13 protein-coding genes and 1 pseudogene are annotated in these 13,025 nt (G+C 32.5%); 9 read left to right on the forward strand and 5 right to left on the reverse strand.

The window, feature by feature from the left end:
* Window position 1: 1 nt before the first annotated feature.
* The 5 genes from AAID94_01850 to AAID94_01870 all read left to right on the forward strand — a co-directional run bounded on the left by AAID94_01850 (window position 2) and on the right by AAID94_01870 (window position 6,184).
* On the forward strand, window positions 2-2,029 hold the full coding sequence (locus AAID94_01850) for a capsular polysaccharide biosynthesis protein (protein XAK24289.1): 2,028 nt from the start codon (window positions 2-4) through the stop codon (window positions 2,027-2,029).
* Window positions 2,026-3,210, forward strand: a complete 1,185-nt coding sequence (locus AAID94_01855) for a capsule biosynthesis protein (GenBank protein XAK24290.1) — start codon at window positions 2,026-2,028, stop codon at window positions 3,208-3,210. The genes AAID94_01850 and AAID94_01855 overlap by 4 nt, the downstream gene beginning before the upstream one ends.
* 66 nt (window positions 3,211-3,276) lie before the next feature.
* Window positions 3,277-4,398: a DUF829 domain-containing protein gene (locus AAID94_01860; protein ID XAK24291.1), complete on the forward strand. Its 1,122-nt coding sequence runs from the start codon at window positions 3,277-3,279 to the stop codon at window positions 4,396-4,398.
* Entirely contained in the window at window positions 4,395-5,765 is a 1,371-nt protein-coding gene (locus AAID94_01865) for a cytochrome P450 (protein ID XAK24292.1), read from the forward strand. The genes AAID94_01860 and AAID94_01865 overlap by 4 nt, the downstream gene beginning before the upstream one ends.
* Window positions 5,762-6,184: a hypothetical protein gene (locus AAID94_01870; protein ID XAK24293.1), complete on the forward strand. Its 423-nt coding sequence runs from the start codon at window positions 5,762-5,764 to the stop codon at window positions 6,182-6,184. Before AAID94_01865 ends, AAID94_01870 begins: the two co-directional genes overlap by 4 nt.
* Before the next feature lie 2 nt (window positions 6,185-6,186).
* On the opposite strand, the gene acpS is transcribed toward AAID94_01870, so the two are convergent.
* Window positions 6,187-6,534, reverse strand: a complete 348-nt coding sequence (gene acpS, locus AAID94_01875; GenBank protein ID XAK24294.1) for a holo-ACP synthase — start codon at window positions 6,532-6,534, stop codon at window positions 6,187-6,189.
* Window positions 6,534-7,070, reverse strand: coding sequence for a flagellar basal body-associated protein FliL (fliL, locus tag AAID94_01880; protein XAK24295.1), 537 nt, complete (start codon window positions 7,068-7,070; stop codon window positions 6,534-6,536). Before fliL ends, acpS begins: the two co-directional genes overlap by 1 nt.
* A 112-nt stretch (window positions 7,071-7,182) precedes the next feature.
* On the opposite strand from fliL, the gene AAID94_01885 reads away from it, so the two are divergent.
* Window positions 7,183-8,547, forward strand: coding sequence for a phosphomannomutase/phosphoglucomutase (locus AAID94_01885; GenBank protein ID XAK24296.1), 1,365 nt, complete (start codon window positions 7,183-7,185; stop codon window positions 8,545-8,547).
* A 223-nt stretch (window positions 8,548-8,770) separates the two neighbouring features.
* Here AAID94_01885 and AAID94_01890 read toward each other — a convergent pair.
* The 3 genes and pseudogenes from AAID94_01890 to nadD form a co-directional block, all read right to left on the reverse strand.
* Window positions 8,771-9,032 (reverse strand): annotated as a pseudogene (locus AAID94_01890) (hypothetical protein).
* Between the two features lie 157 nt (window positions 9,033-9,189).
* The gene (gene rsfS / locus AAID94_01895; protein XAK24297.1) at window positions 9,190-9,516 is read right to left on the reverse strand and encodes a ribosome silencing factor; all 327 of its coding nucleotides are present in this window, start codon (window positions 9,514-9,516) and stop codon (window positions 9,190-9,192) included.
* A 28-nt stretch (window positions 9,517-9,544) separates the two neighbouring features.
* On the reverse strand, window positions 9,545-10,090 hold the full coding sequence (nadD, locus tag AAID94_01900; protein XAK24298.1) for a nicotinate (nicotinamide) nucleotide adenylyltransferase: 546 nt from the start codon (window positions 10,088-10,090) through the stop codon (window positions 9,545-9,547).
* A gap of 61 nt (window positions 10,091-10,151) precedes the next feature.
* On the opposite strand from nadD, the gene gap reads away from it, so the two are divergent.
* The 3 genes from gap to AAID94_01915 are packed head-to-tail and all read left to right on the forward strand — an operon-like array spanning window position 10,152 to window position 13,023.
* Complete coding sequence (gene gap, locus AAID94_01905) at window positions 10,152-11,150, forward strand: type I glyceraldehyde-3-phosphate dehydrogenase (GenBank protein XAK24299.1); 999 nt, start codon at window positions 10,152-10,154, stop codon at window positions 11,148-11,150.
* 2 nt (window positions 11,151-11,152) lie between these two features.
* Window positions 11,153-12,355: a phosphoglycerate kinase gene (locus AAID94_01910; GenBank protein ID XAK24300.1), complete on the forward strand. Its 1,203-nt coding sequence runs from the start codon at window positions 11,153-11,155 to the stop codon at window positions 12,353-12,355.
* Window positions 12,352-13,023, forward strand: coding sequence for a triose-phosphate isomerase (locus AAID94_01915; GenBank protein ID XAK24301.1), 672 nt, complete (start codon window positions 12,352-12,354; stop codon window positions 13,021-13,023). The genes AAID94_01910 and AAID94_01915 overlap by 4 nt, the downstream gene beginning before the upstream one ends.
* Window positions 13,024-13,025 lie beyond the last annotated feature (2 nt).

Consider the following 13,025-nt stretch of genomic DNA (forward strand, 5'->3'; position numbering starts at 1 on the left):
TATGAAATTTCACACCACTTCAAAAAAACTTATAAAAAATGTTAAAGATTTTTACAAGATAGTCTTGTATAAGGCCTATAAAAGCATAGATAAAGAAGATGTTTTTGTAGGCTGGGGCAGAAAAAATTCAGGTTTAAAAGCTATAGCTCTAGCCAAAAAACATCATGCTAAATTTATGCTTTTAGAAGATGGCTTTTTACGCTCATTAAATTTAGGCGTAGAAAATAGTCCGAGTTTTTCTATAGTCAAAGATGATGTGGGGATTTATTATGATGCGAGCACTCCTTCAAGGCTTGAAAATATTTTAAATACCTATGAGTTTAGCCCCAAAGAGCTAGCTTGGGCAAAAAAAGCCATAGAGCTTATCAAAAAAGAAAAACTCAGCAAGTATAATAACAATCTTTGCATACCCCAAGAGCTTTTCAGTGTCAATGAAGAACGCGTTTTGATTATTACCCAAGTGGCAAATGACGCTTCACTTCGATTTGGTTTGGCAAGTGATTTTTCGACCCAAGATATCATAAATGACGCCCTAAAAGAAAATCCAAATGCTAAAATATATATCAAAATCCATCCTGATGTGCTAAGTGGTAAAAAACAAAGTGATTTTAGCATGCAAGATTTACCCAGTAGATGTGTGATTTTAAAAGAAAATTATAATCCCATAGAATTATTAAGCCATTTTAAAAAAGTCTATACTAAGACTTCAGGCATGGGTTTTGAAGCTTTGATGCTAGGATGTAAATGCGTATGTTATGGTATGCCTTTTTATGCAGGATGGGGGCTAACTCAAGATAATCTAGAGTGTAAAAGAAGGGTTAAAAAAAGATCTTTAGAAGAGGTTTTTTGTGCCGCTTATATCCTATACAGCGAGTATTTTAATCCTTATTTGAATCAAAAAAGTGATATTTTTGATACCATTTTTACCCTAGCAAGATACAAAAAGATAGAGCAGGTAAATTCCCATACTTTGTATTTTTTAGGCTTTACTTTGTGGAAGCGTTGGTTTATGAAACCATTTTTCAAGGCCAAAAACAATAAAATTATTTTTTTAAACTCACTTAATGAACTTTACAAAGCGAATTTAAATTCCGAAGATAAAATCTTCATTTGGGGTAAAAAGTATGATAAAGCTTTGCTAGCCAAAGATTTTAACAATGAAATTTTTTTAGTAGAAGATGGCTTTTTGCGCTCGGTTTTTTTGGGTTCAGACCTTACGCGTCCTTTTTCTTTGATAGTAGATAGCAAGGGTTTGTATGTAGATCCTAATCGCCCTAGCGATTTAGAAGAGCTTTTACAAAATCATGAATTTGATGATACTTTAAGACAAAGAGCCAAAAAGCTCATCACCACTATAACACAAAACAAATTTTCAAAGTACAACGGCCTAAAGCATGAAAAACTTGACTTTAATACAAATAAAAAAATCATTCTCATCCCCGCTCAAGTAGAAGATGATGCTTCGATGATCTTAGGTGGAGTAGGTTTTGACACCTTAAAGCTTTTACAAAGCGTAAGAGCTGCAAATAAAGACGCCTTTGTCGTTTTTAAGCCTCATCCTGATGTTTTAAGTGGAAATCGCAAGGGTTTAAAGGATAAGGATATCATTTTAAAATACTGCGATGAGATCATAGAAAATGTCAGCATAGACAGCGCCATAAATGCATGCGATGAAGTACATACCATCACTTCTACTAGCGGTTTTGATGCACTTTTGCGAGGTAAGAAAGTAGTGGTTTATGGAAAGCCTTTTTATGCGGGCTGGGGTTTGACTCAAGATTTGCACCACATCTCAAGACGCACAAGAGTGCTTAGTTTAGAAGAGCTTGTGGCGGGAGTTTTGATCCTTTATCCAAGATATATTCATCCAAAGAGTAAAAATTTATGTGAAGTTGAGCTTGCTTTGGATATAATGTTAGCTTTGCAAAAAGATTATTTTTCAAAAAGATGGCTAAAAATTTTAATCGACTTTAGAATTTTTATGCTTAGAAAGATAAGAAGAATATGTGAAGTTTTTATAAAAAGATGAAATTTAGAGATAAGATTAAAAAAGAATTTAGCGGTAAAACTGTCTTGCTTTTACAAGGACCTGTGGGTACTTTTTTTCACCGCCTTGCCATAAAGATGAAAAAAAATAAAACCAAAGTTTTTAAGCTTAATTTTAACGGAGGGGATTTTCTTTTCTATCCAAGTGGAAAAAGGTGCAAGTGCGACGAAAAGGATCTTGAAAATTTTTATGAGAACTTTTTTAAAGAAAAAAAGATAGATGCTATTGTGATGTATAATGATTGCCGTTTGATCCATGCAAAAGCTATCAAAGTAGCTAAGGAGCTTGGCATTGGTATTTGGATTTTTGAAGAGGGGTATTTAAGGCCTTATTGTATCACTTTTGAAAAAGATGGGGTCAATGCAAATTCTTCTTTGCCTCGCGATAAAAATTTCTATCTTTCTTGCAATATTTCTACAAAAGAAAGCATAAAAGAAATTCCAGGTGGTTTTAAATTTATGGCTTTTAGTGCTTTTTTGTATTGGCTTTTTTCTTTTCTGCTAGCTCCTTTTTTTAACAACAAGCTTCATCATCGCACCTTATATCCTTTTGAATTTTTATTTTGGTTTAGATCTTTATATAGAAAATACCTTTATAAATTCACAGAAAAAAAACTCAATCAAAAAATTTATAGCCTTGAAAAAAAGTATTTTTTAGCTATTTTGCAAGTTTATAATGATACGCAAATTAAGCACCATTATAAAAAAAGCATAGAAGAATTTATAGAAGAAACCATCCTTTCTTTTGCAAATCACGCAAGAGCAAAGTCTTATCTTGTCTTTAAACATCATCCTATGGATAGGGGATATAGAAATTATTCTAAACTTATAAATGAGCTAAGTCAAAAATACCATGTAGAAGGAAGAATTTTATATGTGCATGATACTTACTTGCCTACTCTTTTAAAAAGGGCTTTAGGTTGTATCACGATTAATTCCACTGTGGGCTTAAGCGCTATTTTGGAGGGCTGTCCTACTAAGGTTTGTGGCAATGCTTTTTATGATTTTGAAGGCTTAGCTTATCCTAAAAAGCTTCAATTTTTTTGGCGCGAAGCTCATGCTTACAAACCCAATCCTAACTTGGTTTTAAATTTCAAAAACTATCTTTTAAATACAAATCAATTCAATGGCAATTTTTACAAAAATTCTTTTTTAAGTCGATAAAACTCCGATTAAGACAGCTTTTAAAACAAAATGCTATAATCCTTGAAAAAAAGAAAATGTATTTTTATGGATAGAGAAGTATTTTATATAGCAGGCTATGATCCTAAGAGCTATAGATTTTATTATGATTTATTTAAGAAGAATTTAAAAGATTACTCTCATAGATTTGATCTTAAAGCAAAGATGAGTGGTATTGAAAAAAATGGAAACTTTCCATTTTTTAAGATAAATTGCGAAAATACTCAAACGCGCTATCATTTTTTAACTTGGAATGATATAGTTAAAAAAAACTGGTCTCAAAGTTATAAAGATGCTTTGATGGATTGTTATAGTTTTTTTAGAATTTATACCATCACAGGCCTTTTTCTTAAATTTGGTAAAGAATCGATTTATCAGCTTGTTACGGGTTATTATCCTTTTTTTTATGTTATTTTTTCTTTGTTATTGTCTTTATGCTTAGCTTTGGGAAGTTTTGTTTTTTTGCAAGATTATATCCCTTCTTTTTTGGCGATTATTATAGGTATAGTTCTAGGATTTTTACTCAATCGTTTTTTATTCAAGCTAGGTAGAAAATTGGCCGTATTTTGGATAGCAAGGATATGTGCTTTTTGTGCTACTTGGAAAGAAAAAAGATTGGGCGCTATGGAGCAAAGAATAAAACTTTTTTCAGATGAAATTTTAAAATCTTTAAAGCAAAATGAAAACAAGCAAGATTACGAACTCATTTTGGTCGCTCATAGTGTTGGAACTATAGTTTGCATAGAAGTTTTAGAGCATATTTTAAAACAAAATTTAGATAAAAAAGCATTGGATAAATTAAAAATTCTTACACTAGGAGAATGTATTCCTTTAACAAGCTATCAAAAAAATTCGGATGGTTTTAGAAAAAAACTTGAATTTGTTTCTGCATTTGATTTAAAATGGTATGATTATACTTCAATAATCGATGGAGCGTGTTTTCCACAAGTGGATTTTTTCCGTACAAGCGGGGTAAAAGCTAACTTTACTCCGCCATTTTTAAGTGCTAAATTTCATACCTTGTATGAAAAAAATGAATATAAAAAAATTAAAAGAGATAAAAATAAAGCACATTTTTTATATCTTTATAGTCCTCATATTAAAGGAAGTTATGATTTTTTTGCTTTTATTGTAGCGCCTAAATTTTTAGAAGAAAAGGTAAAAATATGAGTCAATGTCCATTTTTCCCCAAACCTTATAAAAATAAAGCTTCAACACTTTTAACCTTTTTACTAAAACGCAGATCATGGCTTGATGGTCTTTATGAGCGTAGCTATAAAATGCAAACAGGTTATGTAAAAATGCCAAATTTTGATCTTTATGTGATCAACGATACTAAAGAAGTCAAAAGAATGATGGTTGATGAGGTTAAAGAATTTCCAAAAAGTGCATTTTTGCACGAACTTTTAAGCCCTCTTTTGGGAGAGAGCATATTTACAACAAATGGTGAAGTTTGGAAAAAGCAACGCGAACTTTTACGCCCAAGTTTTGAAATGACTCGTATTTCAAAGGTTTTCAATCTCATGAGTGAAGCAGTAAGCGATATGATGAAGCGTTTTGAAAAATATCCTAATGCTTCTATTATCGAAGTGGATGAGGCTATGACTTTTGTTACTGCTGACGTTATTTTTCGCACCATCATGTCTTCTAAATTAGATGAAGAGCAAGGAAAAAAAATCCTAGATGCTTTTGTGACTTTTCAAGAGCAAAGTGTACATACAGCTATGCGTCGTATGTTTCGTTTCCCTAAATGGCTTTCTTATGTGTTGGGTGACCGTAAGCGTGCTAAAGCAGGTGATGTGATCAGGCAAGCTTTAAGTGATATTATAAAGCCAAGATATGATGCGGTAAGTAGTGGAAAAGTAGAGGATTTTGAAGATATTTTGGGTTCTTTGCTTTTGGTGGTGGATGCGCAGACTAATCAGCGTTTTTCTTTTGAAGAAATTCTAGATCAAGTAGCTATGCTTTTCTTAGCAGGCCATGAAACGACAGCAAGTTCTTTAACATGGACGCTTTATCTACTTAGTCTTTATCCTGATGAACAAGAAAAAGCTTATAAAGAAATTATTCAAGTTTTACAAGGTGAAGATATACAAATTTCACATTTAAAACAATTTAAATATTTAACCAATATTTTTAAAGAGTCTTTAAGACTTTACCCACCTGTAGGCTTTTTTGCAAGAGAAGCAAAAAAAGATACTAAAGTAAGAGATAAGATGATTAAAAAAGGTTCAGGAGTTGTTATAGCACCTTGGCTGATACATAGACATGAAGGATTTTGGACTAATCCACACGAATTCAAACCCTCTCGTTTTGAAGGTGAGTATAAAAAGGATGCTTATTTGCCTTTTGGGGTAGGGGAAAGAATTTGCATAGGTCAAGGTTTTGCGATGCAAGAGGCTATTTTAATTTTGGCTAATATTTTGAAAAAATATAAATTAGAACTTGAAGAAGGTTTCGTTCCAGATGTTGTAGGTCGCTTAACCATACGCTCTGCAAATGGAATGAGGATCAAATTTAGCAAAAGAGAGTCATGAAAAGAGTCAAAGCAAGAATTCGTGCCAATTTTCGCAACCGCATTAAGCGTAATTTAAAAGGCAGTTTGAAAGAAAAATTAGCAGGGACAATCTTGCTTTGTGCTATAGTGCCTTTAGCAATTTGTGGATATTTGTTCATAGTGATAGTAGGAACTTTTTTTAATACAGCTAGAGCAAGACAAGGTGTTAGAGCCTTGGATCATTTTGTAAATGCAAGTTTGTTTAATGGCTATGCTTGGGAAAGCGTATCTTCGCATGCGTGGCGCGAAAGAAATAGAAAAAAATGGGCAAAAGTAGTGATTAAAATCACAGATTTCTTTCAAAAAGATCATTGCAAAAGAGCCAATAAAAGAGAGCAACCTGTTGTTGATTTTATACTTTCAAGAAATTTAGATAAGCAAACTATAGGCAAAAGATAAATTTAATCCAAAGCAACTACAGCGATAGCAAAACCATTATCATGTGAGATACTAAGGGAAGTGGAAGTGATCTTAAATTTTTCCAATACATGAGAAGCGAGTTTTAAATGAGGGGCATTTTTGCTATCTTTTAAAATTTCTATATCCAAAAAGCCACATTCTTTTGAAATTCCTACGCCCAAAGCTTTGCTTGCTGCTTCCTTTGCAGCCCAAAAACCTGCTAAAGTTGAGCTAGATTTTATCAATTTTTGCTCATTTTGGTTTAGAAATTTATCAAGAAAGGCGTTGCCATGTTTTTGATAGATTGTATCTATCCTAGAAATGGCAACTATATCGCAACCTATACGCATTAAGAGACTACAAAATCAGTAAAATAAACATTTTTGATGAAGCCATCGGTGAGAATTTCATTGATTTTTCCGACAAGTTCATCTTTGAGTCTTTCTTTGCCTTTTTGTGTGCTAACTTCCTCAAAGGTTTTTGCAGTTAGGGCATGGATAATGATATCGCGAATTACTGCTACTTTTTTATCAAGTTCGGGTTTTAAAAGCTCTGTATTTTGCTCTAGTTCTATAGTGCATTTTACATATCTTGAGCCACTATCACTAAGTAAATTTAAAGTAAAAGGATCAAGAGGATACATAGGCCCTATATTTGCAAAATCACTCCCGCGTTGTGTCGGTGCTGCAACTTTAGCTTTATCGGCTTTTACCTCTTCTTTTGGAGCTGCTTTGACTTCGCTTTCATCGCTTGAGCTACTTGAGATAAGCCATGCAATTACACCCATTATGCTAAGAAGTAAGACAAAAAGTAAAATTACTATAATGATAACAAGCGAGCCGCCTTTTTTCTTTTTTTCTTCGTTATTTTCTAATTCTTCATCCATTAATTTTTCCTTTATTTAGTGAAATTAATGTAAAATTGTAGCAAAATTTTCTTTTCTATCCAAATTTTGTATTATAAAAAAGAAATTTATTAAAAAGACTTAAGGAAAAAATATGCTAGATGTGATTTTTAGGGAGTATGATATACGCGGACTTTATGGTAAGGAACTTAACGAAAAAAGTGTTAAAGCTATAGGTTTTTGTTTGGGGCAAACCATGCTTGCAAAAGGTTGTAAAAATGTAAGTGTGGGTTATGATGCAAGATATAGTGCTGATGAGCTTTATAAATATCTAGTCAGCGGGCTTAATAAAGCAGGTATACAAGTTTACAACATAGGACTTGTCCCCACTCCACTTGGATATTTTAGTCTTTATGAGGGTATGAAATTTGATGCAAATATTATGATCACAGGTTCGCATAATCCAAAGGATTACAATGGCTTTAAAATCACTATAGGTAAAGAAAGTTTTTTTGGGGCTGAACTTAAAGAATTTTCAAAAGAAGTTTATAAGCATTTAGACGATGAGATTGAAGAAAATTTAGAAGCTCAAAAATATGATATTTTAAGTCTTTATGTGAATTTTATGTGTGAGCAATTTAGTTTTTTAAAGGATTTTAATTATAAATTTGCAATCGACTGCTCCAATGGAGCTGCTGGGGTTGTGATAGAGCCTTTGGTAAAAGCTTTAAATTTAAAAGCTCATGTTATGTTTTCAAATCCTGATGGACAATTTCCAAACCATGAACCCGATCCCACAGAAGAAAAAAATTTATACGCTATAAAGAAATTTTTAAATGAAAATCAAGAATATCTTTTAGCATTTGCTTTTGATGGTGATGCAGATAGAATGGTGGCTTTAAGTAAAACTCATATTTTTTGTGGAGATGAGCTTTGTTATTTGTTTGCGAAAAATATTCCTAATCCTAGAATTTTAGGTGAGGTAAAATGCTCTAAAAATCTTTTTGATGAGGTGGCAAAATTTGGTACTATTTTTATGGGAAAAACAGGGCATTCAAATATCAAAAAGATGATGAAAGAAAAAGATATTGATTTAGCAGCTGAAGTAAGCGGCCATATTTTCTTTAAGCACAGATATTTTGGATATGACGATGGAATTTATGCCTTTTTAAGAGCTTTAGAGCTTGTTTATAAGGGCTTTGATTTAGAGAGTATGATTAGCGCCTTGCCAAAACTTTATACTACACCTGAGATTAAAATTCCAGTGAGTGAAGAAGAAAAATTCAAGCTTGTAGATGAATTTAAAAAAGCGATAGAAAGGGGTGCACTAGAAGGGGTGAAGAGTCTTTGTGAAATCGATGGGGCTAGGATTGATTTTGGTTACGGATGGGCTTTACTTCGTGCATCCAATACCAGTCCTTATCTTATCACGCGTTTTGAAGCAAGCTCTTTAGAGCAAGCAAAAGAGCTTGAAACTAAAGTATTTAAACTTTTTAATGATATTAAAGAGTCGGTTTAATAAGCATTTTAGGTTTATTTGTAAATTTAGAGAAAAGCACGAAAACAAGAGCTTTTTCTCATTTATATAACGCGTTGTTTGTGTGCGAGTGTAGCAAAAATATACACCAAAGATCCACTTTTATGATAAAAAACTTAAACAAAATTGCATGTACATGTTTTTTTGAAAGCCTTTGATGGTATTTTTGCCACATATCCAAGCCTTGAAAAACATAATAGGATATTTAGAAAAATATTTTGGAGATTCGTTCTAAAAATGGCATAATAATTGCAACGATTAGCAAAATTGCAAATGCCAAACAAAAAAGATTTTCTAAAAAATAAAAAGTTTTGCCTAAAAAAATTTTCTAAATGAAAGGACACAAGGATGATAAAGACTACTCTAAGTGGGATTAAAATTATTCTTATTGGAAGGAAAAATTTAAAAAATTCCCAAAATAAACCAAATAAGATAATTAAACCAAAAAAGAAGAGATAACCGCCCAAAAAAACATGGGCGGAATAAATTATCCATTAAGCTTGCTATGAAATTTAAACGATATTTTGCTTTATAATGGGGACAAAAAGCTCATTAGAAAGCTCAAAAAAATCATAAAATTTATTTATTTTTTGAAATTTTTAGTGCATTTTTTGCATTTTAAACTTATACCTTGATTTTTTTAAGACTTTCTAATAATTCTTCTATATTATAAATTCCTCGGTGTTCAGGTGTTAAAAGATGGATAAGTATATCACCTAGATCGATCACGCTCCATTCTTCACTGCTTTCTATATTTAAAAATTCTTCACCCTTAGCTTTGAGTTTGGTTTTAAGCTCATCGATCAAAGATAAAGCATGTTTTTCACCCAAGGTAGCTGCGATGATAACGTATTTTACAAAATAATCTTGTTCGCTCATATCAAAGGTTTTTATGTCTTCAGCTTTTTTTTCATCTAAAATTTTAACGATTAAATCTACTCTTTCTTGCATTTTTTTCCTTTAAATTTTTGAAATTGTATCAGTTTTTTTGTAATTTTTCATAGTAATTTTTCACTTCATCTTTAATTTCATCGCAAACCTCATGTGTATCTAGGGTACTCCTTATAAAAGATGAGGCGATTTTTATATCGGTTTTTAAATCTTTAAAATTTTTAGGAATTTCTATATCATTGCGATTTGCGATGATAAATTCTACCAAAGAATTAAGCTTTTCAAATTCATGCCAAAGATGAAGTTTTTCTAAATGATCTGCACCGATTAGAAGATAAAATTTGCTAGGATGGTAAATTTTATAAAGATATTCTACACTTTCAATGCTTGGTACAGGGCGTTTTTGCTTGGTTTCAAAGTCGCAAATTTCTACTTTTTCTAGTTTCCCCCAAAGTTTATTTACCCAAGCAAATCTTTGTTTTTCATCAGCAAAAAATCCTTTCTTAAAAGGATTGATAAAAGTAGGCATAATAATGAGTTTATCGATATCAAGTTTTGCTAAAGCTTCTTTGACAATAGCGTCATGTCCTTTATGCGGTGGGTCAAAACTGCCACCAAAAAGTGCAATTTTCATTAAAATTTTAACCTTTTTTTAGTAAAATATTAGCATAAAAAACTTCGCAAAAGGAAACAAAATGGCTGTAAAAGTTGCTATAAATGGTTTTGGTCGCATAGGAAGGTGTGTAGCAAGAATTATTTCAAAACGAGATGATATCGAACTTGTAGCGATAAATGATACTACAGATATCGAACTTACAAAATATCTTTTTAAATATGACACAGTGCATGGAGAATTTGAAGGCAGTGTGGAAAATGAAGGAGATGATTTAATTATCAATGGTAAAAAAATCAAAGTATTTAAAAGTCGTGATATAAAAGAGCTTGATTTTGCAAAATATGGTGCACAAATTGTTCTAGAGTGTACAGGAGCTCATTTAACAATAGAAAAATGCCAAGGGTTTTTAGATATGGGAGTGCAAAAAGTGATCATGAGTGCTCCTGCAAAAGATGATACTCCTACTTATGTTTTAGGTGTAAATTCACAAAATTATAAAGGTGAAAATATCATCTCTAATGCAAGTTGTACGACTAACTGCTTAGGTCCTGTTTGTCGTGTTTTACAAGATAATTTTGGCATAGAAAAAGGACTTATGACAACCATACATGCTTATACAAATGGACAAAGCATTATCGATGCAAAGACTAAAGATAAACGCCGCTCGCGTGCTGCTGCTCAAAATATCATTCCAACTTCTACAGGTGCAGCAAAAGCGATGAAGCTTGTAATGCCTGAACTTAATGGTAAACTTCATGGACAAAGTATGCGTGTACCTGTTATTGATGTTTCAAGTGTGGATTTAACCGCTCAGCTTAGTAAAAAAGTAAGTAAAGAAGAGCTTAATGAAGCCTTTAGAAAAGCTGCAGCTACAAATTTAAAAGGCATTTTAATGGTTGATGATGATGAAAGAGTATCGAGCGATTTTATCACTTGTTCTTATGGGGCAGTTGTAGTAAGTGATTTGACTCAAGTTATAGCAGATGATTTTGTTAAAGTTGTTGCTTGGTATGACAATGAGTGGGGATACTCAAGCCGCCTAGTAGATATGGCAGTATATATTGCAAATAAGGCTTAAAAATGAGTGATATTATTTCCATAAAAGATATTGATCTAAGCAAAAAAAAAGTTTTTATAAGATGTGATTTTAATGTCCCTCAAGATGATTTTTTAAACATCACTGATGATAGACGCATAAGATCGGCTATCCCTACGATAAGATATTGTTTAGATAATGGCTGCAGTGTGATTTTAGCTTCGCATTTAGGTCGCCCAAAAGAGATTAGTTCTAAATATTCTTTAGAGCCTGTAGCTAAGCGTTTAGCAAGGCTTTTAGATAAAGAAGTGATTATGGCTAAAGATGTTATAGGTGAAGATGCAAAAAGCAAAGCAGCAAATTTAAAAGCAAGTGAAATTTTAATGCTTGAAAATTTGCGTTTTGAAAAGGGTGAAACTAAAAATGATGAAAATTTAGCTAAAGAACTTGCTTCTATGGCCGAGGTTTATATCAACGATGCTTTTGGGGTATGTCATAGAGCGCATGCTAGCGTAGAGGCTATTACTAAATTTTTTGATGAAAATCATAAGGGTGCGGGATTTTTACTGCAAAAAGAGATTGAATTTGCTGAAAATCTTATCAAGCGTCCTGCGCGTCCTTTTGTTGCTGTTGTGGGTGGATCAAAAGTAAGCGGAAAGCTTCAAGCTCTTACAAATCTACTTCCAAAAGTTGACAAACTTATCATCGGTGGAGGTATGGCATTTACCTTTTTAAAGGCTCAAGGTTTTGATATAGGAAATTCACTTTTAGAAGAAGAGCTTTTAGAAGAAGCCAATAAAATTCTTACCAAAGGAAAGAATTTAGGCGTTAAAATTTACTTACCTGTGGATGTAGTTGCTGCTCCTGCTTGCTCTCAAGAATCACCAATGAAATTTGTACCTTCGCAAGAAATTCCAAGTGGCTGGATGGGCTTAGATATAGGTCCTGCAAGTGTGAGACTTTTTAAAGAGGTTATTTCTGATGCACAGACTATTTGGTGGAATGGACCTATGGGTGTTTTTGAGATCGATAAATTTTCAAAAGGCAGCATAAAAATGAGCCATGCTATCAGCGATGGACATGCTACTACTGTTGTAGGGGGTGGTGATACGGCTGATGTTGTCGCGCGTGCTGGAGATGCAGATGAAATGACTTTTATTTCTACAGGCGGAGGTGCTTCGCTTGAGCTTATCGAAGGTAAAGAATTGCCAGGTGTAAAAGTTTTAAGAAGTGGGGGAGCGCAATGATATTTGCTGCAAATTTAAAATGCAATCACACAAGATCAAGTTTTAAACTTTATGCAAATATTTTAAATCAGTATTTAGAAGCAAAAAACGATGATATCATCGTTTTTCCGCCTAGTATAGCTTTTTTAGAAAATGAATTAAATTTTATACAAGGGGCGCAAAATTTTTATCCTTGTATCAATGGAGCCTTTACAGGGGAGCTTGGAAAAGAGCATTTGGATGAATTTGGAATCAAATGTGTTTTGATAGGACATTCTGAAAGAAGAGCTTTAGGAGATGAAAATCTAATCAAAGCTAAATTTAATTTTGCTAAAGAGCATGCTTATAAAATCGTTTTTTGTATAGGCGAGGATTTAGAGCTTAAAAACTCAAATCAAACCTTAGATTTTTTAAAAAAACAACTTGAAGTTATTGACTTAGATTATAAAAATCTCATTATTGCTTATGAGCCTATTTACTCTATAGGAAGTGGCGTAAGTGCAAAAAAAGAAGATATTGCTAAAGTGCTTGAATTTCTTTCTTCGCTTACGCAAGCTCCTTTGCTTTATGGCGGAAGTGTAAATGAGGACAATATCAAAGATATTTTAAATATAAAACATTGCAGCGGTGTTTTAATAGGATCTGCTGCGTTAAAAGCTGAAAATTTTATAAAACTAATTAAAGGATAAAT

The sequence above is a fragment of the Campylobacter coli genome (genome assembly GCA_039516895.1).
Lineage (GTDB): Bacteria > Campylobacterota > Campylobacteria > Campylobacterales > Campylobacteraceae > Campylobacter_D > Campylobacter_D coli_B.

Excerpts from the sequence above, each read along its gene's own strand:
- AAID94_01850 (XAK24289.1), top strand. The coding sequence starts at position 2 with ATGAAATTTCACACCACTTCAAAAAAACTTATAAAAAATGTTAAAGAT.
- AAID94_01855 (XAK24290.1), top strand. The coding sequence starts at position 2,026 with ATGAAATTTAGAGATAAGATTAAAAAAGAATTTAGCGGTAAAACTGTC.
- AAID94_01860 (XAK24291.1), top strand. The coding sequence starts at position 3,277 with ATGGATAGAGAAGTATTTTATATAGCAGGCTATGATCCTAAGAGCTAT.
- AAID94_01865 (XAK24292.1), top strand. The coding sequence starts at position 4,395 with ATGAGTCAATGTCCATTTTTCCCCAAACCTTATAAAAATAAAGCTTCA.
- AAID94_01870 (XAK24293.1), top strand. The coding sequence starts at position 5,762 with ATGAAAAGAGTCAAAGCAAGAATTCGTGCCAATTTTCGCAACCGCATT.
- acpS (XAK24294.1), bottom strand. The coding sequence starts at position 6,534 with ATGCGTATAGGTTGCGATATAGTTGCCATTTCTAGGATAGATACAATC.
- fliL (XAK24295.1), bottom strand. The coding sequence starts at position 7,070 with ATGGATGAAGAATTAGAAAATAACGAAGAAAAAAAGAAAAAAGGCGGC.
- AAID94_01885 (XAK24296.1), top strand. The coding sequence starts at position 7,183 with ATGCTAGATGTGATTTTTAGGGAGTATGATATACGCGGACTTTATGGT.
- rsfS (XAK24297.1), bottom strand. The coding sequence starts at position 9,516 with ATGCAAGAAAGAGTAGATTTAATCGTTAAAATTTTAGATGAAAAAAAA.
- nadD (XAK24298.1), bottom strand. The coding sequence starts at position 10,090 with ATGAAAATTGCACTTTTTGGTGGCAGTTTTGACCCACCGCATAAAGGA.
- gap (XAK24299.1), top strand. The coding sequence starts at position 10,152 with ATGGCTGTAAAAGTTGCTATAAATGGTTTTGGTCGCATAGGAAGGTGT.
- AAID94_01910 (XAK24300.1), top strand. The coding sequence starts at position 11,153 with ATGAGTGATATTATTTCCATAAAAGATATTGATCTAAGCAAAAAAAAA.
- AAID94_01915 (XAK24301.1), top strand. The coding sequence starts at position 12,352 with ATGATATTTGCTGCAAATTTAAAATGCAATCACACAAGATCAAGTTTT.